19 protein-coding genes are annotated in these 22,494 nt (G+C 64.4%); 7 read left to right on the top strand and 12 right to left on the bottom strand.

Annotation, left to right across the window (positions count from 1 at the left end; genetic code table 11):
- Positions 1-51 precede the first annotated feature (51 nt).
- Positions 52-1,767: an AMP-binding protein gene (locus CH306_RS06670; protein ID WP_371828379.1), complete on the bottom strand. Its 1,716-nt coding sequence runs from the start codon at positions 1,765-1,767 to the stop codon at positions 52-54.
- 77 nt (positions 1,768-1,844) lie between these two features.
- Between CH306_RS06670 and CH306_RS06675 the strand changes: the two genes are divergently transcribed.
- A complete protein-coding gene (locus CH306_RS06675) occupies positions 1,845-2,318 on the top strand; it encodes a DUF3995 domain-containing protein (RefSeq protein WP_094646076.1) in 474 nt (157 codons plus the stop codon).
- On the opposite strand, the gene CH306_RS06680 is transcribed toward CH306_RS06675, so the two are convergent.
- From CH306_RS06680 to CH306_RS06700, 5 genes are read right to left on the bottom strand one after another with little or no spacing between them, the layout of a single operon-like run.
- Positions 2,315-3,421 (bottom strand): ABC transporter ATP-binding protein, encoded by a 1,107-nt coding sequence (locus tag CH306_RS06680; protein ID WP_032396682.1) that lies wholly within the window; start codon positions 3,419-3,421, stop codon positions 2,315-2,317. The genes CH306_RS06675 and CH306_RS06680 overlap by 4 nt on opposite strands.
- 11 nt (positions 3,422-3,432) lie before the next feature.
- Positions 3,433-4,317, bottom strand: a complete 885-nt coding sequence (locus CH306_RS06685) for a carbohydrate ABC transporter permease (protein ID WP_094646077.1) — start codon at positions 4,315-4,317, stop codon at positions 3,433-3,435.
- A complete protein-coding gene (locus CH306_RS06690; protein ID WP_045197339.1) occupies positions 4,317-5,267 on the bottom strand; it encodes a carbohydrate ABC transporter permease in 951 nt (316 codons plus the stop codon). Before CH306_RS06690 ends, CH306_RS06685 begins: the two co-directional genes overlap by 1 nt.
- Positions 5,264-6,616 carry an ABC transporter substrate-binding protein gene (locus tag CH306_RS06695; RefSeq protein ID WP_441344292.1) on the bottom strand — a complete coding sequence of 451 codons (1,353 nt, stop codon included), beginning with the start codon at positions 6,614-6,616 and terminating at the stop codon, positions 5,264-5,266. Before CH306_RS06695 ends, CH306_RS06690 begins: the two co-directional genes overlap by 4 nt.
- Positions 6,613-7,644 carry a sugar-binding transcriptional regulator gene (locus tag CH306_RS06700; RefSeq protein ID WP_045197341.1) on the bottom strand — a complete coding sequence of 344 codons (1,032 nt, stop codon included), beginning with the start codon at positions 7,642-7,644 and terminating at the stop codon, positions 6,613-6,615. The genes CH306_RS06695 and CH306_RS06700 overlap by 4 nt, the downstream gene beginning before the upstream one ends.
- A gap of 117 nt (positions 7,645-7,761) precedes the next feature.
- Here CH306_RS06700 and CH306_RS06705 point away from each other — a divergent pair, with 117 nt between their 5' ends.
- Together CH306_RS06705 and CH306_RS06710 are read left to right on the top strand one after the other, a co-directional pair.
- Entirely contained in the window at positions 7,762-8,784 is a 1,023-nt protein-coding gene (locus tag CH306_RS06705; RefSeq protein ID WP_094646078.1) for an NAD(P)-dependent alcohol dehydrogenase, read from the top strand.
- Positions 8,781-10,256: a mannitol dehydrogenase family protein gene (locus CH306_RS06710; RefSeq protein WP_094646079.1), complete on the top strand. Its 1,476-nt coding sequence runs from the start codon at positions 8,781-8,783 to the stop codon at positions 10,254-10,256. The genes CH306_RS06705 and CH306_RS06710 overlap by 4 nt, the downstream gene beginning before the upstream one ends.
- Here CH306_RS06710 and CH306_RS06715 read toward each other — a convergent pair.
- The 6 genes from CH306_RS06715 to CH306_RS06740 form a co-directional block, all read right to left on the bottom strand.
- Entirely contained in the window at positions 10,240-10,905 is a 666-nt protein-coding gene (locus CH306_RS06715; protein ID WP_032396689.1) for a potassium channel family protein, read from the bottom strand. The two genes, CH306_RS06710 and CH306_RS06715, sit on opposite strands and share 17 nt — an antisense overlap.
- A complete protein-coding gene (locus CH306_RS06720; protein ID WP_094646080.1) occupies positions 10,898-12,211 on the bottom strand; it encodes a TrkH family potassium uptake protein in 1,314 nt (437 codons plus the stop codon). The genes CH306_RS06715 and CH306_RS06720 overlap by 8 nt, the downstream gene beginning before the upstream one ends.
- A 150-nt stretch (positions 12,212-12,361) precedes the next feature.
- Positions 12,362-13,561: an L-talarate/galactarate dehydratase gene (locus tag CH306_RS06725; protein ID WP_094646081.1), complete on the bottom strand. Its 1,200-nt coding sequence runs from the start codon at positions 13,559-13,561 to the stop codon at positions 12,362-12,364.
- Between the two features lie 72 nt (positions 13,562-13,633).
- Positions 13,634-14,587, bottom strand: a complete 954-nt coding sequence (locus tag CH306_RS06730) for a 2-hydroxyacid dehydrogenase (RefSeq protein ID WP_094646410.1) — start codon at positions 14,585-14,587, stop codon at positions 13,634-13,636.
- Positions 14,584-15,930, bottom strand: coding sequence for an enolase C-terminal domain-like protein (locus tag CH306_RS06735; RefSeq protein WP_094646082.1), 1,347 nt, complete (start codon positions 15,928-15,930; stop codon positions 14,584-14,586). Before CH306_RS06735 ends, CH306_RS06730 begins: the two co-directional genes overlap by 4 nt.
- Positions 15,931-15,962: 32 nt before the next feature.
- On the bottom strand, positions 15,963-17,306 hold the full coding sequence (locus tag CH306_RS06740; protein WP_094646411.1) for an MFS transporter: 1,344 nt from the start codon (positions 17,304-17,306) through the stop codon (positions 15,963-15,965).
- Between the two features lie 342 nt (positions 17,307-17,648).
- Between CH306_RS06740 and CH306_RS06745 the strand changes: the two genes are divergently transcribed.
- The 4 genes from CH306_RS06745 (at position 17,649) to CH306_RS06760 (ending at position 22,493) form a co-directional block, all read left to right on the top strand.
- Entirely contained in the window at positions 17,649-19,247 is a 1,599-nt protein-coding gene (locus CH306_RS06745) for an aldehyde dehydrogenase (NADP(+)) (protein WP_094646083.1), read from the top strand.
- 32 nt (positions 19,248-19,279) lie between these two features.
- Positions 19,280-20,206 carry a 5-dehydro-4-deoxyglucarate dehydratase gene (locus tag CH306_RS06750; protein ID WP_045197355.1) on the top strand — a complete coding sequence of 309 codons (927 nt, stop codon included), beginning with the start codon at positions 19,280-19,282 and terminating at the stop codon, positions 20,204-20,206.
- Complete coding sequence (locus CH306_RS06755; RefSeq protein WP_094646084.1) at positions 20,206-21,474, top strand: glucarate dehydratase family protein; 1,269 nt, start codon at positions 20,206-20,208, stop codon at positions 21,472-21,474. Before CH306_RS06750 ends, CH306_RS06755 begins: the two co-directional genes overlap by 1 nt.
- Positions 21,475-21,578: 104 nt before the next feature.
- Positions 21,579-22,493, top strand: a complete 915-nt coding sequence (locus tag CH306_RS06760; protein WP_143544424.1) for a GGDEF domain-containing protein — start codon at positions 21,579-21,581, stop codon at positions 22,491-22,493.
- Position 22,494: the final 1 nt, after the last annotated feature.

A 22,494-nucleotide genomic window follows, 5' to 3' on the forward strand; every position in this document is an offset into this window, starting at 1 on the left:
CGCCTCGAGAATCGGGATCCCGTCTCCGCAGGCAAATTGTGGACAGTCACATCACCTCTTCAGCGCAGGAAACTGGTCGTCGCGCCACTCGGTCTCCAGCGGACCCACGGCCGCATCCTCACGAGCGCGCAATTCCACACGGCGGATCTTGCCGGAGATCGTTTTCGGTAGCTCGAAGAATTCGATGCGACGCACGCGCAGGAACGGAGCCAGGTGCTCGCGTGCGTATTTCAAGATCTCGAATGCGGTGTCCTCGTTGGGTTCCCAGCCCGACGCCAATGCCACGTATGCCTTGGGAACGGCCAGTCGCGTCTCGTCGGGGGCGGGCACCACTGCTGCCTCGGCAACGGCGGGGTGTTCGATGAGTACGCTTTCGAGCTCGAACGGGGAGATCTTGTAATCCGAGGCCTTGAACACGTCATCGGTGCGGCCGACGTAGGTGATGTACCCCTCGGAGTCCCGTGATGCGACGTCGCCGGTGTGGTAGTAACCGTCGGCCATGACGGCGGCATTGCGTTCGGGGTCACCGAGGTAGCCGGTCATCAGGTTGAACGGGTGCTGGGCCAGGTCGAGGCAGATCTCGCCCTCGTCGGCGAGTTCGCCGGTGGTGGGGTCGACGATCACCACCGGGACGCCCGGCAACGGCCTACCCATGGAGCCGGACTTGAGTACCGCACCAGGCGTGTTGGCCACCAGTGCAGTGGTTTCCGTCTGCCCGAACCCGTCGCGGATACTCAGGCCCCACTCCTGCTGGACCCGCGAGATCACCTCGGGATTGAGCGGTTCACCGGCTCCGATCGCCTCGCGGAGCGAGCCGCCGCCGCCGGCGAGATCGGCCTGAATCAGCATGCGCCACACGGTCGGTGGTGCGCAGAACGTCGTCACCTCGGCGCGCCGGATCTGCTCGAGCAGTGCTTTCGCGTCGAACTTGCCGTAGTTGTAGATGAAGATGGTCGCCTCGGCGATCCACGGGGCGAAGAAGCAACTCCACGCGTGCTTGGCCCACCCCGGGGAGCTGATGTTCAGGTGCACATCTCCCGGGCGCAGCCCGAGGAAGTACATGGTGCTCAGATGCCCTACGGGATAGGAGATCTGAGTGTGCTCGACGAGTTTGGGCTTGCTGGTGGTGCCGGAGGTGAAGTACATCAGCAGTCGGTCGGTGGGAGCGGTCACCGACTCGAACGATCGAGCTTCGACATCACGGGCCCCGGAATAGTCGACCCAACCGTCGGAGGCGGAGGTGGCGATACGCAGGTAGTCGCCGGGGACGTCGTCGAATTTGCCGGTGTCCGAGGGGTTCACGATCACTGCTCGCGCATTGCCGCGTACCACGCGGTCGGTCAGGTCCGAGGATCCGATGGCCGTGGTGGTCGGCATCAACACAGCGCCCAGCTTCATGACCGCGAGCATCGCTTCCCACAACTCCACCTGATTGCCGAGCATCAGGATCACCGAGTCACCGCGGCCGATTCCCTGCTGTTCGAGCCACCGAGCAACCTGGTCGGAGCGACGAGCGATGTCGTCGAAGCTGTACTTGGCCTCGCTGCCGTCCTCCTCGACTATCCACAGCGCGGTGCCGTCGTTGCCTCGTGCGATCGCGTCGAACCAGTCGATCGCCCAGTTGAACGTCTCACCGAACGACGGCCACTCGAAAGTGTCGACGGCGCGGTCGTACTCGCCGTAGGCGTCGAGCAGTAGATCGCGAGCGTTCCTGAATGCCGTGTATGCCGATTCGGCCATGTTTCCTCCTGCGCGTGTGATGCCCATCACCGTCACGGTAGGTGAGATGAACAATTGCTCGCTACCCCTGAACGGGGGTGGCAACTCGGCTAGCCTCGACCACCGTGGCCATCGGATACTTCGCGATCGCAGGTGCACTGGGGACAGTCCACGCAGCATTTTCCGGCTATTGGGCCGCAGGTGGACGGTGGATGCTCGATACCGTCGGTGCCTTCGCCACGGAGTGGGTCGACAGCGACCCGGCGGCAGCGCGAACGGCACTGCTGGTGCTCGCGTTGGTCAAACTCGGCGCGGCGATTCTTCCGGCCCTGGCGTACATGAACCGGCCGCGCCTGGCAGCACAGAACCGGACCAGGATGCCGTCGTTGATCCTCGGCATCTCCTGGCCCGGCTCGGTGCTGCTGATCCTCTGGGGCGGGGCGTCGTTCGTCGGCGCGGTGATCGGCTTGATCGCATCGGACGAGAATCGAAGTGTCAAGTACGGGCACTTGTTCTTCGACGGCATCTTCCTGCTCTGGGGTGCCGCGCTTCTGACGGCACTGATCCTCGCGCGAAAGACCGCGTACCAGCCGCGTTAGATGCGCTCCCCCGTCTCGGGGTGGAAGAGGTGGATCGCACCGTCGAGGCGTGTCAGGCCGATGCTCTCGCCGATTCTCGCCGGGGCACGTACTGCCGAACGCGCCACCAACGACACCGGTCCCCCGTCGAGCCCCTTGACCTTCGGGTCGTCGAGGTGTGCGTAGACGTAGGACTCGCTGCCCAACTCCTCGATGAGATCGACCTTTCCTTCGAATCCTTCACCGCCACCGTGCACGATGCCGAGATTCTCGGGCCGCATTCCGATGGTGACCTCGTCGATTCCCAGGCTCGCGAGCTTGGTCAGTTCGTCGCGCTCGAGCGGGAGCAGGAACTTGCCGATCTGCACGCCGCCCGAGCCGATGGGTACCGTCATCAGGTTCATCGCCGGGGAGCCGATGAATCCTGCGACGAACGCGTTGACGGGGTTGTCGTACAGGTCTGTGGGAGAGGCGAACTGCTGCAGTTTGCCGCCGCGCAGGACGGCGACGCGATCGCCCATCGTCATGGCCTCGACCTGATCGTGGGTGACGTAGACCGTCGTGGTGCCGAGTCTGCGCTGCAGCGCCGCGATCTGCGTACGCGTCTGCACCCGTAGCTTGGCGTCGAGGTTGGACAGCGGCTCGTCCATGCAGAACACCTGCGGTTCGCGAACGATTGCGCGGCCCATGGCAACTCGCTGACGCTGGCCGCCCGAGAGCTTGCCGGGCTTGCGGTCGAGGTACTCAGTGAGATCGAGCAGACGGGCCGCTTCCGCGACGCGTGCCTGACGCTTCTCGAGGCTCACTCCGCGCATCTTGAGCGCGAAGCCCATGTTCTCCCCGACGGTCTTGTTGGGGTAGAGCGCGTAGTTCTGGAAGACCATGGCGATGTCGCGGTCCTTGGACGGAACGCCCACCATGTTCTTGCCGCCGATTTCGATTGCGCCACCGTCGATCTCTTCGAGACCGGCGAGCATGCGCAGGGCGGTGGACTTGCCGGAGCCGGACGGTCCGACCAGGACGACGAACTCGCCGTCCTCGATCTCGAGGTCGAGGGAATCGACGGCGAGCGAATCGGCACCTTCGTAGACGCAGGATGCCTTCTTGTACTTGATTGCAGCCATGAGACTTTCTCCTATTTGATGGCGCCGAAGGACAGACCGCGCACGAGCTTGTTCTGCGCGAACCATCCGGCAAGGACGACGGGGAGTGCTGCGAACGTCGCAGCGGCGGACAGCTGGGCCCAGTACAGGCCCTGGCCGGTGATGAATCCGACGAGGTACACCGGAATCGTCTGGGCCTGAACGGCAGTGAGGTTGACGGCGAAGAAGAACTCGTTCCACGAGAAGATCACGCAGATCAACGACGTCGCCGCGATACCGGGAGAGACGAGCGGCAGGATCACCTCGCGTACCGAGGTCCACAGCGACGCACCGTCCATGCTGGCGGCCTCGAGCAGTTCGGCCGGCACCTCCATGAAGAACGAACGCATCATCCATACGGCGATCGGAAGATTCATCGCGGTGTAGAGGACCACCAGGGCCCAGATGTTGTCGAGCATGCCGATGTCACCGACGATGACGTACAGCGGAACGATGACGGCCACGACGGGCAGCATCTTGGTGGAGATGAAGAAGAACAGCACGTCCTGGGTCTTCTTGACCGGCCGCATCGACAGCGCAAACGCCGCTGGAACACCCAGCAGCAGAACCAGAATCGTCGACACGATCGTCGCGAACGCCGAGTTCAGCAGGGTGGTGCCGATGCCGCTCTCGAGGACACCTCGGTACTGATCGAGGGTGGGGGTGAAGATCAGCTTCGGCGGGTTGGAGTAGGCGTCGGCCTCCTGCTTGAAGCCGGTGATGACCATCCAGAGCACCGGGAAGAAGAAGGCGATGCCGGCCACCCAGGCGACGAACGACCAGACCGTGCCCGGGCCCCACTTGCTCTTCTTGCGGATCTCCTGGCCGTCGGAGGTCTGTGTGACGGCCTTGTTCTTGCTCGTGGTTGCCGTGCTCATCACGCCGCCTCCTCGTTTGCGCTGAAGCTCTTGAAGATCAGTCTCAGCGCCAGAGTGCTGAGGATGATGGTCGCCACCACGGTGACGACACCCATGGCCGCGGCCTGACCGATGTCGAATCCGAGGAAGGCCCGTTGGTAGATGTAGAACGGCAGGTTGGCCGACGCGACTCCCGGTCCACCGGAGGTCATCATGTAGACGGCGTCGAAGGTGTTGACGAGGTAGATGGCACCGAGAACCGTGCCCAGTTCGATGAACCGGCGCAGGTGCGGCAACGTCAACTCGCGGAAGAGTTTGAACGGGCCCGCCCCGTCGACGCGTGCGGCCTCGGCGATGTCCTTGGGCATGGACTGCAGCCCGGCGAGGATGAGCAGCATCATGAACGGCGTCCACTGCCACACCAGGTTCGTCATGACCGCGGCCAGCGGGAACCGCGAGACCCAGTCGATCTCGCCGACCCCGAACGGGCTCAGCGCGAAATTGATCAGACCGAAGACGGGATCGAACATCGTCGTCTTCCAGATCAGCGCACCGGCGACCGGGGTGACGAGGAACGGGGTGATCAGCAGCGTGCGAATGAGGCTGCGCCCGATGAACTTTCGATCGAGCAGCAACGCCAGGGCCAGACCGAGCACCACCGAGATGATCACCGTTCCGACGATCATGATCACGGTGTTCATCGCGACCTCGCGGAACTGACTGTCGCGGAAGACGTCGATGTAGTTGTTCAGACCGTTGAACTCACGCGAACCGGGACGAACGAGGTTCCAGGACTGCGTCGAGTAGTACAGCGTGAACAGGAACGGAATCTGGGTGACGATGATGGCGAACACCAAGGCGGGCAACAGCGGTCCGCGCCGACGCCACCCCTCGGCCTTGGAGATCGTCCTCGGTCTCGGTACGAACTTCTCCGGTCCGGCCGGAGCCGTCCGTTCTTCGGTGGTGGTCATCCCTGGTCCTCCTGGTAGGTCCTGCCGACCACTTCGGCGTATTGCTGCGCTTGATCGAGAGCGTCGTCGACACTGATCTGCCCGGCGACTGCGGCACTGATCTGTTGACTGACCCGGGTACCGAGGTCCTGGAACTCCGGAATGGTCAGGAATTGGACTCCGGTGTACGGAACCGGATCCACGGTGGGGTTGTTCGGGTCGGCACTGTCGATGGAGTCGAGGGTCAGCTGACCGTAGGCCGCCGACGCCTCCGCGTACTCGGGAATCTCGTAGGTCGACAGGCGACTACCGGGAGGCACCCGCTCCCAACCGAGTTCGTTACCGACCTTGTTCAGGTACTCCTTGCTGGTCATCCACGAGACGAACTTCCACGCGTCGTCGGGAGCCTCGCTGGTCTTGGGGATTCCGAGGGCCCAGGAGTACAACCAACCGTTGTCGCCCTTGGCCGCCGACGGGGCCTTGGCGTAACCGATCTGCCCGACGACATTGCTCGACGACGGGTCCTCGAGTACCGAGACGGCCGAGGTGGCGTCGTACCACATTGCGGTGTTGCCCTGCGAGAGTTGCGTTCCGCACTCGCTGAAGCCACTGGTGGCCGCGCCGGCCTGACCGTGCTCACGCACGGTGTCGACGTAGAACTGCACGGCTTCTCGTACCTCGGGACTGTTCAACTGAGCGTTCCAGTTCTCGTCGTACCAGCGGCCGCCGAACGCGTTGATGACGGTGTTGAGCGGCGCGAGCACCTCACCCCAACCGGGCTTGCCGCGCAGGCAGATTCCGGAGAGGCCGGGGCTGTCGAGTGCCGCGGCGGCATCGGCCACCTGCTGCCACGTCGGCTCCTCCGGCATCGTGATGCCTGCGGCCTCCATGAGATCCTTGCGGTACATCAGGAACGACGACTCACCGTAGAACGGCACGGAGTACATGCTGCCCTCGTACGACAGCGACTCCTTCAACGTCGGGATGAAGTCGTCCTCGTCGTACCCCGGCGTGGCGTCCGCGTACTCGGAAAGGTTGGTCAGCCAACCGTTCTCGGCCCACTGCGGGGTCTCGAAGTTGCTGATCATCACCACGTCGAACTCGCCGCCACCGGTCGCGACCGAGGCCGTGATCTTGGCACGGGCCTCGTTCTCCGACAGCGACACGAACTTCAGGTTGATGCCAGGGTTTTCCGCCTCGAACTCCGGAGCAAGCGAGATGGCGTCGGACATCTGCGAATTCGAGACGATCGCAACGGTGATCGTCGTACCGTCACCGTCACCACCGAACGAGCCGGCACCGGCACATCCGGACAGAACCAAGGTCGTCGCGAGCGAGCCCGCGACAACCACTTTCGGTAATACCCTCACTGAAATACCTTTCCATTGGAGGTCGCCGTTGCTGGAGCTTGCGCAACGAGCCAACGTGCACTTTCGATATCGGTGACCAGGATCGAGGCCAGGCCACCCCGCAGAGCACCGAGCAACGCTTCGTGTTTGCGCTGTCCGCCGGTGACGAGCACAGCCCGATCGCAGGCCCTGATGGCGTCGAGTCCCACCGAGACGGTTCGGCCGGGAAGCGATCCTCCGGTGTCGTTGCCTTCGGCGTCGTAGAACCGGCCGCCGATCTCACCGACCGCACCGAGTCGACGCAGTTCGTCGAGCACCTCGAGGTCGATGAAGCTGCCCTCGAACAACGTGGTGGACGTGGAAACGGGACCGATGCCGTACATCATCACATCGGCATCGGTCCCGGCCTTGAGGGCGCGTGAGATCACCGAATCCTGCTCCAACGCAACAACCGTCGCCTGATCTGCGTACAGCGGCGCATTGAGCCTGATGGGTGTCGCCTGCAGGTACGCAGCACACCGCCCGAGCGTGTATTCGACGCCGGTCTGGTAGTCGGCCGAGGTGATGGAACCGTCGAGTTGCACCACCGCAGCACATTTGGTGGATCGCGTCTTCAAAGAGCTCGCAACCGCCACCGTCTCGGGTCCCCAGGTGAAGCCGAGAACGTCCTGATCCTTGAGGCGACGCGAGAGCAAGGTTGCAGCCGCGCGACCCAGGGACCCGTAGCCGGCATCGGTGCCGTCGATGACGTCCGATACGACGAGCACCTCGGTCAACCCGAACTGCGCCTCGAGTTCCCGTTCGAGTTCGGCGTGGACGGTGCCCTGGAGATCGTCGGGAACGTTGATCTCGATCGTCACCAGACCCTGGGTGCGAGCCCGTGCAACGAGCCGGCCTGCTGTCGGGCGCGAGACGCCGAGCTTGACGGCGATCTCGGCCTGAGTCGCGCCTTCGAGGTGGTACATGGTTGCGGCGCGCAGAGCCAGGCGTAGATCCTCTCCGGACCGCGAAGGCTTCGCTCCCCCGGTGCCGGACGTCGATCCGTCCATGTCCGCCTCCCTGAAATGTGAGCAGATGCTCAACTCGTGTTCATCTGCTCACTAAGCTAACATTAAGGTGTGATCTACACAACACCCCCTCGCCACCAGCGACCCGTGCCACAATCCATGCAGGCCAGCGTCCTGACCGGAGTGCAGGAGATACGACTCGAAGAACGGCCCGTCCCCACGCCCGCGCACGACGAGGTCCTCGTGCAGGTCACGGCAGTCGGAGTGTGCGGTTCCGACGCGCACTACTACCGCGAAGGACACATCGGCGACTACGTCGTCGACGGTCCGCTCGTACTCGGGCACGAAGCAGCGGGCGTCATCGTGGCCGTGGGCTCCGAGGTCTCCGACACCCGCGTCGGGCAGCGCGTGTCCATCGAGCCGCAGCGCCCCGATCCCACCAGCGCACCGTCCCGGGCAGGCCGCTACAACCTGTGCCCGGCCATGGAGTTCTTCGCGACGCCGCCCATCGACGGTGCGCTCGCGGAGTACGTGCTGATCCAGTCGACCTTCGCCCACGACGTCCCCGACGACATCTCCGACGAGGCCGCAGCTCTCTTCGAGCCACTGTCGGTCGGCATCGCGTCGGCCCAGAAGGCACGCATCTCCGCGGGCTCGAGCGTGCTCATCGCGGGCGCAGGTCCCGTCGGGCTCGTCACCGCGCAGGTCGCGCGCGCATTCGGTGCCACCGAGGTCATCGTCACCGACATCGACGCTTCGCGCCGCGCCAACGCGGAGAGGTTCGGCGCGACGCGCGTACTCGACCCCGCCGCCGAGGACGTGCGCGCACTGACGGTCGACGCTTTCATCGACGCATCCGGTGCGGCCCGAGCCGTGGTCGACGGCATCCACGCCGTACGACCCGCAGGCACGGTCGTCCTCGTCGGCATGGGCGGGTCGGACTACCCGCTGCCGATCTCGCGGATCCAGAACCGAGAACTGCTGCTCACCGGCGTCTTTCGCTACGCCAACACATGGCCGATCGCACGAGCGCTGGTGGCGTCGGGCATGGTGGATCTCGACGCGATGGTGACGGCGAGGTTCGGACTCGATGGCGTCGAGGATGCATTGAACGCCGACAGGCAACCCGGAAGCATCAAAGCCGTAGTGATTCCAGGACTTTCGAAGGAGACCAACGCATGAAGTTGAACTCGCAGAACCTCGCCGACTTCATCGAGGACGTCGCTGTCCCGACGTACGACCGATCCGAGGTGACGGTGGGCATCGTGCATTTCGGTGTCGGTGGCTTCCATCGAGCGCACCAGGCGATGTACGTCGACCGCCTGCTGCAGCAGGGACAGGCGCTGGACTGGGGAATCTGCGGCGTCGGGGTACTGCCCGGTGACCGACGAATGAACGACGTCATGCACGCACAGGACTGCCTGTACACGTTGGCGCTCAAGCATTCCGACGGCACGTGGGATACCCGTGTCATCGGTTCCATCGTCGAGTATCTCTTCGCGCCGGACGACGCCGAGGCCGTGATCGAGAAGATGGCCGCCGAAACGACCAAGATCGTCTCGCTCACCATCACCGAGGGTGGCTACAACTTCTCCGCAACGACGGGCGAGTTCGACGCGGACAATCCCGCAATCGTTGCCGACCTTGCCGAGGGCGCTGTACCCGCAACGACATTCGGGCTCGTCACCGAGGCGTTGGCGCGACGCAAGGAACGCGGCATGACGCCCTTCACCATCATGTCCTGCGACAACATCGAGGGCAACGGCCATATGGCGCAGTCGACGTTCACGACGTTCGCGCGACTGAAGGATCCGGCGTTGGCCGACTGGATCCAGGCAGAAGGCGCGTTCCCCAATTCGATGGTAGATCGCATCACACCGGTCACGACACCGGAAGTGACCGAACAGCTTTCGCTGCGGTACGCCATCGACGACCAGTGGCCCGTCGCGGGCGAGCCGTTCACGCAGTGGGTGCTCGAGGACAACTTCACCCTCGGCCGTCCGCCGCTGGAAGACGTGGGCGTGCAGGTGGTCGAGGACGTCACCCCCTACGAGCTGATGAAGCTGCGGTTGCTCAATGCCAGTCATCAGGCGCTCGCGTACTTCGGTTACCTCAGTGGCTATCGCCTCGTCCACGACGTGTGCCAGGATTCGCTGTTCTCGGAGTTCCTGCTCGCCTACATGGACGAGGAGGCAACCCCGACGCTGCAGCCGGTCCCCGGCATCGATCTGACCGACTACAAGAGGACGCTGATCGAGCGGTTCTCCAATCCCGAGATCCGCGATACCGTCGCGCGCCTGTGTGCCGAGTCCTCGGACCGAATTCCCAAGTGGCTCTTGCCTGTCATCCGCAAGAATCTCGAGACCGGCGGTGAGATCGCCCGCTCCACCGCAGTGGTGGCCAGTTGGGCTCGCTACGCCGAGGCCGTCGACGAGTCCGGCGAGCCCATCGAGATCGTCGACCAGTTGAAGGATTCACTGGTGCCGATCGCGCAGAGTCAGCGCGAGAACCCCACGGCCTTCATCGCGAACCGCGCAGTGTTCGGGGATCTGATCGACAACGAGCGCTTCGTCGCCGAGTACACGAAACAACTGTCGTCTCTGCAGGAGCAGGGCGCGCGAGCGACACTGGAATCACTCAGGTCGACTCACTGAATCGCTCGGCGTCTCGGACCTGACCGGAGACGATGACGGTATCGCCTGCGCCGATCACCGTGTCTGCCGTGGCGTAGGTGAATCCTTCGCCCTGACGCTTGACCGCGACGACGGTGACACGGTGCTTGGTTCGTATCCCGCTCTCGCCCAATTTCTTTCCGATGATGGAAGCGGGCGGAGAGGTCTTGATCATGGCGAAACCGTCGTCGAATTCGATGTAGTCCATCATTCGGCCGCGGACCAGGTGGGCGACGCGCTTGCCCATGTCGTGCTCGGGCCTGACCACGTGGTGCACGCCGATCTGGGTGAGAATCTTGGCGTGCGCGTTGCTGAGCGCTTTGGCCCAGATGGTCGGCAGCGACAGATTCACCAGTGCCGATGCGGTGAGCAGGCTGGCTTCGAGATTGGACCCGATGCCCACGACGGCACGGTCGTATTCGTGCACCGACAACTGCCGAAGAGACTCCTCGTCGGTGGTATCGGCCACCACAGCGTGAGTCAAACGGTCTGCCACGCGTTGTACAACGGCGTCGTCACTGTCGACGCCGAGCACCTCGACCCCCTGGTCCATCAGTTCCAGGGCGAGCGACTTACCGAAGCGGCCGAGACCGAGAACGACAACGACGTCGGAGGATGGTTTCCTAGCCAATGAACGGCCTTTCCGTGGGGAGCGTGTAGCGCCGGCCGCGGTCGCGGGCGGCCAGAGCGCTGACCAGGGTGATGGAACCGATACGACCCAGATACATCAAGGCGATCAGAATCACCTGACCCCAGCCGGGCAATTGTGCGGTGATTCCGGTGGACAGGCCTACCGTCGCGAACGCCGACACGACCTCGAACAGCAGGACGTCGAGGTCGAAGTTCGTGCCGGCGAGCAATGCGACGACCGGCAGCATGACCAATGCGACCCCGATCAGCGCGACGGTCAGTGCCTGTCGCTGCACTCGCGCGTCGATCCGACGATCGAACACCGTCACCTCACGATCACCGCGGATCTCGGCGAGGATGACGAACAGCAGGAGGGCGAACGTGGTGACCTTGATGCCGCCCGCTGTGCCGCCGCTGCCACCGCCGATGAACATCAGGACGTCGGTGACGAGCAAGGTCGCGTTGTCGACGTCGGCGTAGTCGACACTGTTGAACCCTGCGGTGCGGGGCATGACGCCCTGGAACGTCGCGACCAGCATCTTGTCCCGGAGCCCGAATTCGCCCAGGGTTCTGGACCACTCGAAGAGCAGCACGACTGCCGGTCCGAGAATCAACAGAATCCCGGTGACGGTCAGCGTCATGCGAGTGTGCAGCGACCAACGCCGGCCGGTCCGACGCCCCAGAGCACGCGAGCGAACCCGGCGGGCGATCTCGAAGAGAACCGGAAATCCGATGCCGCCCAACACGACCGCGATCAACAACGGGACACAGATCCACGGATCGGTGGCGAACCCGATCATGTTGTCGCTGAACAGGGCGAAGCCGGCATTGTTGAACGCGGAGACCGCGTGAAAGGTCCCCAGCCACAGTGCGCGACCGAGAGGCTCGTCGTACCCGATGACGAAGCGCGCCGCCAGGGCGATCGCGACGACACTCTCGATGATCAGACTGGTACGGAACACACCGACAACGACGCTACGAACGTCGCCCAGCCCCGATGTACGAACCTCTGCGGCTGCATTGAGCCTGCCGCGAAGTCCTATTCGGTCGGCCAGAACCAGACCGACCAGGGACGCGATCGTCATGATCCCGAAACCACCGATCTGGATCAGACCCAGGATCACGCCCTGCCCGAAACCCGACCAGTACACCGGGGTGTCCACCACGATCAGACCCGTCAGACTGACAGCCGAGGTGGACGTGAACAACGCCTGCAGAAAACCGGTCTCGCTGCCGGGGACGGTGGCCGCCGGCAGTATCAGCACACCCGCACCCAACGCGATGGCGAGCGCGAATCCCGTGGCCATGACCCGGACCGGCGTGGGCCGGAAGATCGCGGACCAACGCGATGCCTGGTGAGCGTCTGTCACCCAGGAGACAGTACCGGTGGGACGAGCCGCTTCGCGGCACGTGCACGAAACTTCGTAGCAGGGGTCGAGTTTCCGCTCACCTGCGCGTCAGCGCACCACTGCCTTCGCGACGGTCCACGAACGACCCTGCTCGCTGAGCGTGAAGCCCAGACCCGGGCGTGCGGACAGATGCATGCGTCCGTCCCGGGTCTCGAGGTGCTCGTCGAACAGTGGGTCGAGCCAGTCGAAGTGCTCCACCCAGGTCTGCAGGGGGTACACCGCCGCGAGGTGCAGGTGGATCTCCATCGCGAAGTGCGGTGCCAGTTGCAGGTTGTGGTGCTCGGCCAGCGAGGCCAGTTTGAGGAACTGAGTGATTCCGCCGATGCGGGGTGCGTCGGGCTGCAGGATGTCCACCGAACCGGCCTCGATGAGGCGGACGTGCTCGCCGACGCTGGCCAGCATCTCGCCCGTCGCGACCGAGGTGTCGAGGCTGCGGGCGAGTTGCGCATGCCCTTCGGCGTCGTAGGCATCGAGGGGCTCCTCGATCCAGACGAGGTCGAACTGCTCCAGGATTCGCCCCATACGTTGCGCTGTCGGCCGATCCCACTGCTGGTTGGCGTCGACCATCAGCGGAACATCGTCGCCGAGAAACTCACGCACCGCAGTGACGCGGGCGATGTCGGTACGCCAATCCGGCTGTCCCACCTTCAGTTTGATACCCCCGATGCCGTTCGCCAGCGACGTGGCAGCGTTCTCCATGACCTCCTCGATGGGAGTGTGCAGGAACCCGCCCGAGGTGTTGTACGTCTGCACCGAATCTCGTGACGACCCGATCAGCTTGGCCAGCGGCAACCCGGCGCGCTTGGCTTTGAGATCCCACAGTGCGATGTCGATCGCGGCGATCGCCTGCGTGGCAACGCCACTGCGGCCCACCGAGGCTCCGGCCCACACCAGCTTGGTCCAGATCTTGCCGATGTCGTTCGGGTCCTCTCCGATGAGAACCGGGGCGATCTCCTGGGCATGCGCGAACTGGGCGGGTCCGCCGGCGCGCTTGGAGTATCCGAAACCGATTCCCTCATGCCCCTGTTCGGTACGAATCTCGGCGAACAGGAAGACCACCTCGGTCATCGCCTTCTGCCGACCGGTGAGCACCTTGGCGTCGCTGATCGGATTCTTCAGTGGTAGCACGATCGAGGACAGCGTCACCTCCGCGATGCGGTCGATGCTCGCGGCTCCGGGGGCCAGCGCCGTGATCGCTGCATTCGGGGCAGAGAGTCCGCTGGTGGGCTTGTCGACGTCTACGGTCATCTGCAACTCCTGAAATCGTCGATTACGTTGCTTCACAGCCTATTTCGACCCGCAATACACGTCCAACACCGTTTACCGGCGGATCGATGCCGCCAGTGCATCGATGTTCGACGCGATATCTCCGACCCGGCCCACGAACGTATGATGCGTGACGCCCGACGAGTGGGGTGTCATCAGCACGTTGTCGAGATCGCGGAAAGGCAACGAGCTCGGCTCTCCCACCCCGTCGGGACCCGGGTAGCGGTACCAGACATCGATCGCGGCCGCGGCAATCCGTTTGCGTGACAACGCGTCGAACAGCGACTGTTCCTGCACCAGGGGACCACGACCGACATTGACGAGTACCCCGTCGGTGCCGAGCCTTCCCAGTTCGTCGGCACCGATCATGCCGCGGGTGTGCTCGTTCAGCGGTGCAGAGACCACGAGGACATCCGCGAAGTCGGCCAGCTTCCCCAGATCATCTGTCGTGGAGTGCCACTCGAGACCCTCGTCCGGTGCGTGTCCACTACCGGTGACCGCTGCCCCCACCGCCCCGTAGGTCCGGAACAACTGCCACGTCCGCCTACCGATGTGCCCGAAACCGACGAATCCGATACGAGCACCGCTCAGCGAGAGAGGTTGCGCGATTCTCGGGTCGTAGACCGAGGTGGCGAACACTCCCGAGCGGAGTGCGCGGTCCTGCTGCAGGAACTGTCGCCGCAGCATCACCGTCGCCGATACGACGTACTCGGCGATCGACTGCTCGTGGTGAAAGGTGTTGCACACCTGCACATCGCGCCCCAATCCGGAGCGGTCGACATTGTCCGTTCCCGCGCCGGCAACGTGCACCATCCGCAGCCTCGGCGCGGCGGCACCCATGGCCGCACTGAACTTGCCGCCGACGTACACGTCCGCATCGACAAGCTCCTCGACGACGCGACTCTCGTCGAACGGAACACACCAGACGACCTCGGTGCCGATGGGTAGCCCGGCCTCGAACTGCTCACGATGCGGCAGCACATTCCGATCGCCGACGACGATCTTCATCGCACCAGAGCCGGTCGCTTGCTGTCGAACGTCCATCCCTCGATCAGGTACTGCATGCCGATGGCGTCGTCGCGGGCACCGAGCCCCTCCTTCTGGTACAGCTCGTGTGCCGCGTCGATCCGTTCGAAGTCGAGTTCCACTCCGAGGCCGGGCTTGTCGGGGACGGTGAGGTAGCCGTACTCGATGGTGAATGGCTCCTTGGTGACTCGTTGCCCGTCCTGCCAGATCCAGTGCGTATCGATGGCAGTGATCGTCCCGGGAGCGGCCGCGGCGACGTGGGTGAACATGGCCAGTGAAACGTCGAAGTGGTTGTTGGAGTGCGAACCCCACGTCAGACCCCACGCATCGCACAGCTGCGCTACGCGGACAGAACCAGCCATCGTCCAGAAGTGCGGGTCGGCCAACGGAATGTCCACGGCACCGGACCGGATGGTGTGGCCCATCTCGCGCCAGTCGGTGGCGATCATGTTGGTCGCTGTCTGTAGCCCGGTGGCGCGCTTGAACTCCGTCATCACCTCACGTCCGGAGAAGCCGCCCTCGGGTCCCACGGGATCCTCGGCGTAGGCGAGCACATCGCGCAGTCCGCGGCAGGTCTCGATCGCATCCTTCAGCAACCACCCGCCGTTGGGATCCAACGTGATTCGCGCTTCCGGGAAGCGTTCGGCCAATGCACGTACCGCAGCGGCTTCCTCGGCCGCCGGCAGCGCTCCACCCTTGAGCTTGAAGTCCTGGAATCCGTACCGCGCCTGCGCGGCCTCGGCGAGGCGCACGATCGACTCGGGATCCATGGCCTCCTCGTGCCGGATACGCATCCAGTCGTCGGCTCCGGCGGCCTCGTCGGCGGCGCCGCGGTAGGCGAGGTCGGTCTTGTTCCGGTCGGCGACGAAGAACAGGTAGCCCAGAGCCTGCACCTTCTCGCGCTGCTGCCCGTCCCCCAAAAGTGCTGCGACACTGACACCGAGGTGCTGTCCGAGCAGATCCAACAGCGCCGATTCCACTGCGGTCACCGCATGGATCGCAATCCGCAGATCGAACGTCTGCGCCCCGCGGCCACCGGAATCCCGATCGGCGAACGCGCGACGCATCTCGGCGAGAATCGCGTTGTAGTGGCCGACGCCCTTGCCCTCGACCAGCACGCGCGCATCCTCGAGAGTCTGCCGAATCGCCTCTCCTCCCGGCACTTCGCCGACGCCGGTGCGCCCGTCCGAGTCGGTGAGCACCACCAGATTGCGAGTGAAGTACGGTGCATGCGCACCGCTGAGATTGAGCAGCATGTCGTCGTGGCCCGCGATGGGTATGACGCGCATCTCGCTCACGACGGGGGTGCTGTTCTTGGAGTTCATGATCGGACCCTCTCGGCCGGTGATGTCGAATGCTATTTGGTCAGGGTGACGGGCGCGTCCCGGCCCTCGGTCTCGGCCACCACCCCGCGCGGCTTCTTGATGAGCAGAACGGACAGCGCGGCGAGAGCAGACGCGCCGGCCAGCGCATAGAGACCCCAGGTCACCGAACCTGTTGCTTCCTGGATCAATCCGAAGCCGAACGGTGCGACGAAGCCGCCGAGGTTGCCTACCGAGTTGATGACGGCGATAGCGGCCGCGAGCACCATCGGATGCAGAGTCGACTGCGGGAACGACCAGAACAGTGGGCTGGCGCTCTTGAATCCCATGGCTGCGATGCACAGGAAGATCAGCGCAATCCACGGTGACGCCACTGCGGCCGCCAACGTACCCACAGCCGCGGTGAGCAGCGCGATGATCAACAGTGGTCGACGGTTTCCGGTGCGGTCGCCGATCTTGGACATGTAGTACATGGCGAACACGGCGCAGATCCACGGCAGCGACGACAGTAGGCCGACGGTGATGTCGTTGGTTCCGTCGATGCGCCGGACGATGGACGGGAGCCAGAAAGTGTTGGCGTAGATCGACAGCTGGATCGCGAAGTAGATCCAGATGAAGAGCAGCAGCTTGGGATCGAGCAACATCTTCCAGCGCGACCGGCCGTCGCCCATGCCGGAGGTACGCGCCTTCTCTGCTTCCTCGACGGCGATGGCAGCGTTCAGATCGTGCTTCTCGTCATCGGTCAGCCACTTCGCGTCCTTGACGTGCGAGTCGATGAGGAAATAGGCGATGATGCCGACCACCACGGACAGCAGACCTTCGATGCCGAACAGGTACTGCCAGCCGCGGGCTCCGAAGAGGCCGTCGAGCGAGAGCAGCGGACCCGACAGTGGGCCGGAGATCGCAGCGGCAACCGAGGATCCGGCGACGAACAGTGCTGTGGCACGGCCGCGGTGGCTGTTGGGCAACCACTTGGCGAAGTAGAAGATGATGGCCGGGAAGAATCCGGCCTCGGCCGCGCCGAGCAGGAACCGCAGGATGTAGAACATCTCGGGACCGTTGACGAAGGCCATGGCGAACGAGATGGTGCCCCAACTGACCATGATGCGGGTCAGCCAGATCTTGGCACCGAACTTCTCCATCATCACGTTGCTCGGAAGCTCGAAGAGCGCGTACGCGATGAAGAAGACGCCTGCTCCGAATCCGTATGCCGCAGCACCGATACCGACGTCGGCTTCCAGGTACTCACGGGCGTATCCGATATTCGATCGGTTCAGCTGATTGCAGATCAGCATGATGATGAACAACGGGACGACTCGACGAAATATCTTCGCAACGGCAGAGTCGACGGCCGGTGTCGGCGGGAGAGTGATCGGCATCGATCGCTCCGTTCTGTAGCTCGAGCGGTTTCCCGCGACCAGTGCGCGAGTGTGACCGGCACAGGCATGGATCGACCCAGTGATTGGGCTCACATGAAACAGTAGGACCGAGGATCGATGCATGTCCAAGACCATCTGCGCATCGACCGATGCAGTAGAGGTATCGGCAACTCCAGCCGGTGCTCATCGGGCCTGGCAGCAACATCGATACCGAGACTGAATCAAATACGACTTTTTTCGACTTGGACATGTATCGATCAGCCTTCTAGCGTGGTGATCTATGAGCCAGGTCACGCCCTGGTGTCAGCGCACGTACCGCACCACAGCCCTAGGAGTCACCCCATGACAGCGTCGACGACACAGTCCACCCACCTCACCGGCCGGATGATCATCGCCGGCGTCCCGGTCTTCGGTGCCGGCACGCAGATTCACGGAGTCGACCCCAGCACCGGCGAGGATCTCGAACCCGCATACGGGCACGGAGACAATGCCGACGTCGAGAGGGCCTGTGCCGCAGCGGCCGAAGCGTTCGCCGACTACCGGGCCACGTCCTCGGAGACTCGAGCTCAGTTCCTCGAGACCATCGCCGACAACATCGCCGCTCTCGGCGACACTCTGATCGAGCGCACCGTTGCCGAGTCAGGACTCCCGTTGGCCCGCATCACCGGCGAGGTCGGCCGCACCACCGGACAGCTACGCCTGTTCGCTTCCGTTCTGCGCGAGGGTAGTTGGAACGGTGCCCGCATCGATCCGGCACTGCCCGAGCGCACGCCACTGCCCCGCCCCGACATCCGCCAGCGGCAGATTCCGTTGGGCCCGGTTGCAGTGTTCGGGGCCAGCAACTTCCCGCTCGCCTTCTCCGTCGCCGGCGGCGACACCGCTTCTGCCCTAGCGGCTGGATGCCCGGTAGTGGTCAAGGCACACGATGCCCATCCCGGAACGTCCGAGCTGGTCGGTCGAGCAATCGCCGACGCTGTGGCCTCCACCGGAATGCCCTCGGGCACATTCTCACTCCTGTTCGGCTCCGGCCGCGGACTCGGTACCGCTCTGGTGACCGATCCGCGCATCAAGGCCGTCGGATTCACCGGATCCCGTTCGGGTGGAACGGCCCTCGTGGCCGCGGCGGCCGGTCGTCGCGAGCCCATCCCGGTGTACGCGGAGATGAGTTCCATCAACCCGGTGTTCGTCATGGACGGCGCGCTCGCCTCCCGCGGGGCCGAACTCGGCCGCGCCTTCGTCGCATCGCTCACGATGGGCTCGGGGCAGTTCTGCACCAACCCCGGCCTCGTGATCGCCGTCGACGGCCCGGGCCTGCAGTCCTTCACCGACGCGGCCACCACGGCGGTGCAGGAATCGACCCCCACCACGATGTTGACCCCGAACATCGCGTCGAGTTACGCGGACGGTGTCGCCACGCTGTCCGGTTCGGTCACCGAGATCGCCCGTGGTACCGAAACGGACGCTCCGAATGCCTGCCGCGCAGCACTGTTCGACACCGACGCCGACACGTTCCTCACCTCCGAGGCCGCGCAGGCCGAGGTCTTCGGCGCGTCGAGCCTCATCGTTCGCTGCACCGATGCACAGCAGGTCCGGGACGTCGCCGCGCTGCTCGAAGGCCAGCTGACCGCGACCGTGCACGCCGACGAGTCCGATCATGCCGAGGCAGGCAAGCTCCTGTCGGTTCTCGAACTCAAGGCCGGGCGCATCCTGTTCGACGGATGGCCCACCGGCGTCGAGGTCGGCCACGCGATGGTGCACGGCGGCCCCTTCCCCGCCACGTCCAACTCCCGCACGACATCGGTCGGATCGCTCGCCATCGAACGCTTCCTGCGTCCTGTTTCCTACCAGGACGTACCGACTTCGTTGCTGCCCAGCGCAATTGCCGACGGCAATCCCGACGGGATCTTCCGCCGCATCGACGGCCGGCTCACCCAAGACTGATCCACCCCACCCACATTCTCGAGGAGATCCCCATGCTCGACGGCGTCCTGTTCTTCCCCGTCACCCCGTTCACCGCTTCCGGCGAGGTCGATTACGACCTGCTGGCCGCTCATATCGCGAAGGGGGTCGACGCCGGACCCGGTGGAGTGTTCATCGCCTGCGGCACCGGCGAATTCCACGCCCTCGAAACCGAGGAGTTCGGCAAGATCGTGCGCACCGCAGTCGACGTCGTCGCGGGTCGCGTGCCGGTCTACGCCGGTGCAGGCGGATCCGTCGCCCAGGCAAAGGCATTCGCGGCGAGCGCGAAGTCGAACGGTGCTGACGGCATTCTGCTGCTCCCGCCCTACCTGGTGACGATGCCGCAGGCCGGTCTGGTCAATTACACCAAGGCCGTTGCCGGTGCATCGGATCTGCCGCTGATCGTCTACAACCGCGGCAACGCCCGCTTCACCGAGGACTCGGCAGTCGAAGTGGCGCAGCTGCCTACTGTCGTCGGATTCAAGGACGGCACGGGAGATCTCGATCAGGTCGGCCGCATCGTCCGCGCGGTGCTGGACGCGCTGGAACCGTCGGGCAAGTCTTTCCAGTTCTTCAACGGTCTGCCCACCGCGGAGGTCTCGCAGCAGGCGTACCGCGCGATCGGGGTCACGCTGTACTCGTCCGCGACGTTCGCGTTCGCACCCGAACTGGCCCTGGCGTTCTATCGTTCGCTCGACAGCGGCAACGACGAGCTCACTGCCGCACTGCTTCGCGAGTTCTTCCACCCGCTGGTTCGCCTGCGCGACAAGGTTCCCGGCTACGCCGTCTCTCTCATCAAGGCGGGCGTGACGATGGAAGGGATCGAGGCAGGCCCGGTTCGTCCGCCACTGGTGGACATCAGTGCCCCGCACCTCGAGGAACTGACCGCGATCGTCGCCGCCGGCCGGGCCGTGTTGGCCGACGAGCTCGCGGTGCACTGATGCAGGATCCGGTCCTGATCACCGGCGCTCGGATCACCCCGATCGCCTTCGTCGATCCTCCGTTGCTCAACACCGTCGGCGTGCACCAGCCCTACGCACTGCGCGCGATCATTCAGCTCGACACCGATGCCGGTGTCGTCGGCCTCGGTGAGACCTACGCCGACACTGCGCATCTCGCCCGACTCGACGCGGCCGCGCAGGCCATCACCGGCCTGGATGTGTTCGCACTCAACGCCGTTCGAGACGCTGTCGACACCGTACTGGGGACGCTGTCGATCACCGGCGGAGACGGCGTGGCAGGAATGATCACCACGGCCAGCACCACCGACCGAGTGTTCTCACCGTTCGAGATCGCCTGCCTGGACGTGCAGGGGAAAGTGCTCGGTCGGCCGGTGTCGGATCTGCTCGGCGGGAAGGTTCGCGATTCGGTTCCGTTCAGTGCGTATCTGTTCTACAAGTGGGCAGCGCATCCCGGTGGACAGCCGGACGAGTGGGGCGAGGCAGTCGACCCGGCCGGTCTGGTACGGCAGGCCCGAAAGATGATCGACAAGTACGGCTTCGAGGCCATCAAGGTCAAGGGTGGTGTCTTTCCGCCCGATGAGGAGATAGCCGGAATCAAGGCACTACGGGAAGCGTTCCCCGAGCTGCCGCTTCGGCTCGACCCCAACGCGGCGTGGACGGTCGACACGTCCATCCGCGTCGCGGCCGAACTCGACGGCATCGTCCAATATCTGGAAGACCCGACTCCGGGGCTGGAGGGTATGGCAGAAGTCGCGCGGGAGGCGAAGATGCCACTGGCTACCAACATGTGCGTCGTCGCATTCGATCACCTGAAGCCGGCCGTACAGAAGGACTCGGTTCAGGTGGTGCTGTCCGACCACCACTACTGGGGAGGTCTGCAGCGTTCGAGGCTGCTCGCCGGAATCTGCGAGACCTTCGAGATGGGCTTGTCGATGCACTCCAACAGCCACCTCGGCATCAGCCTGGCCGCGATGGTGCACCTCGCTGCGGCAACGCCCAACCTCACCTACGCCTGCGACACTCACTGGCCGTGGAAGGACGAGGATGTCATCGTTCCGGGTGTCCTGAACTTCGTCGACGGGGCAGTGGCCGTTCCCACGGCCCCGGGTCTGGGCATCGAGATCGACGAGGATGCTCTGGCGGCGCTGCATCAGCAGTACCTCGATTGCGGAATCCGGGATCGCGACGACACCGGATACATGCAGAGCATCGATCCGAGCTTCCAGAACACCTGCCCGCGCTGGTAAAGCGAGTCCCTGCACCCGCACAGCGCTAAACTCGCCCGAGGTCGTGGGGATCTGTGCGAGAGGTTCGTCCTGTGAACAGTGGCTGGCAGTATTCCCCTGCCTCGGTGGCTCGTACGTCCGGCGTCAACTGTCTGGTCAGCGGCCTTGTCGGTGTCACCTCGATCGCGACAGAAGGTCCTCTGGCCGCTCCGATCCTGCTCGCCCTTGCGGTGTCGTGGTGCGGACTGGGCGTGTACATGATCGCCGCGGCACCGGTGCTCTCCCGTCGCCTGTATCTGATGATGCACCTGTCGGGACTGACCAGTATCGCGCTGTTCTGCACCGCAGCGGGCGGGCACACCGTCGCACTGTCCGGAATCTTTCTGCAACTGCTGCTGGTGACGCCCGCCTTCATCGTGCTTCCTCATCGCGTCGCACGTCGGACGACCGTGCTCAATGCGCTCTACATCGCGTATCTGGGCATCGTGGTGGGAGAGATCGATCCTGCGCTGGTGATCAACGCCGAGCTCGTGTTGATCGCGATCGCCATTTCTGCGGCGTGGGTACAGAGCGTGGCGTCGAACTCCGAGATCGACCACCTCACCGGGCTCTCGAATCAGCGACGGCTCAGCCGTGAACTGGATGCGCGGCCCGGCACCAGAGGCAGTTCGAGAATCGATGCGATCGCTGTCGTGGACATCGATCGGTTCAAGGTGATCAACGACGACTTCGGGCACGCGGCAGGCGATCACGCACTCGAGCTCGTCTCGTCCGCTCTCCGCACGTGCCTGCCTCGGCAGTACCTGCTCAGCCGCTCCGGCGGCGACGAGTTCACGGTGCTGTGCACGTCGGGCTCGGTCGCCGAGTTGAGCACCGCCGTCGACTGCGTCCGGGCCGAGCTGCCGTCGGATCTGACGATCTCGGTGGGAGTGGCGGGTAGGCAGGGCACCGAGTCCGCCCGCACCACTCTCGGCCGAGCCGATCGGGCGCTGTACGAATCGAAGAACCTCGGCCGAAATCGCACGACCGTCCACGACTAGG

Source organism: Rhodococcus sp. 15-725-2-2b (assembly GCF_002259075.1).
GTDB lineage: Bacteria > Actinomycetota > Actinomycetes > Mycobacteriales > Mycobacteriaceae > Rhodococcoides.

What these genes read in the sequence shown, in the direction of transcription:
- CH306_RS06670 (WP_371828379.1), bottom strand. Translation starts at nt 1,767, where the DNA reads ATGGGCATCACACGCGCAGGAGGAAACATGGCCGAATCGGCATACACG.
- CH306_RS06680 (WP_032396682.1), bottom strand. Translation starts at nt 3,421, where the DNA reads ATGGCTGCAATCAAGTACAAGAAGGCATCCTGCGTCTACGAAGGTGCC.
- CH306_RS06685 (WP_094646077.1), bottom strand. Translation starts at nt 4,317, where the DNA reads ATGAGCACGGCAACCACGAGCAAGAACAAGGCCGTCACACAGACCTCC.
- CH306_RS06690 (WP_045197339.1), bottom strand. Translation starts at nt 5,267, where the DNA reads ATGACCACCACCGAAGAACGGACGGCTCCGGCCGGACCGGAGAAGTTC.
- CH306_RS06700 (WP_045197341.1), bottom strand. Translation starts at nt 7,644, where the DNA reads ATGGACGGATCGACGTCCGGCACCGGGGGAGCGAAGCCTTCGCGGTCC.
- CH306_RS06705 (WP_094646078.1), top strand. Translation starts at nt 7,762, where the DNA reads ATGCAGGCCAGCGTCCTGACCGGAGTGCAGGAGATACGACTCGAAGAA.
- CH306_RS06710 (WP_094646079.1), top strand. Translation starts at nt 8,781, where the DNA reads ATGAAGTTGAACTCGCAGAACCTCGCCGACTTCATCGAGGACGTCGCT.
- CH306_RS06720 (WP_094646080.1), bottom strand. Translation starts at nt 12,211, where the DNA reads ATGGCCACGGGATTCGCGCTCGCCATCGCGTTGGGTGCGGGTGTGCTG.
- CH306_RS06725 (WP_094646081.1), bottom strand. Translation starts at nt 13,561, where the DNA reads ATGACCGTAGACGTCGACAAGCCCACCAGCGGACTCTCTGCCCCGAAT.
- CH306_RS06730 (WP_094646410.1), bottom strand. Translation starts at nt 14,587, where the DNA reads ATGAAGATCGTCGTCGGCGATCGGAATGTGCTGCCGCATCGTGAGCAG.
- CH306_RS06735 (WP_094646082.1), bottom strand. Translation starts at nt 15,930, where the DNA reads ATGAACTCCAAGAACAGCACCCCCGTCGTGAGCGAGATGCGCGTCATA.
- CH306_RS06740 (WP_094646411.1), bottom strand. Translation starts at nt 17,306, where the DNA reads ATGCCGATCACTCTCCCGCCGACACCGGCCGTCGACTCTGCCGTTGCG.
- CH306_RS06745 (WP_094646083.1), top strand. Translation starts at nt 17,649, where the DNA reads ATGACAGCGTCGACGACACAGTCCACCCACCTCACCGGCCGGATGATC.
- CH306_RS06750 (WP_045197355.1), top strand. Translation starts at nt 19,280, where the DNA reads ATGCTCGACGGCGTCCTGTTCTTCCCCGTCACCCCGTTCACCGCTTCC.
- CH306_RS06755 (WP_094646084.1), top strand. Translation starts at nt 20,206, where the DNA reads ATGCAGGATCCGGTCCTGATCACCGGCGCTCGGATCACCCCGATCGCC.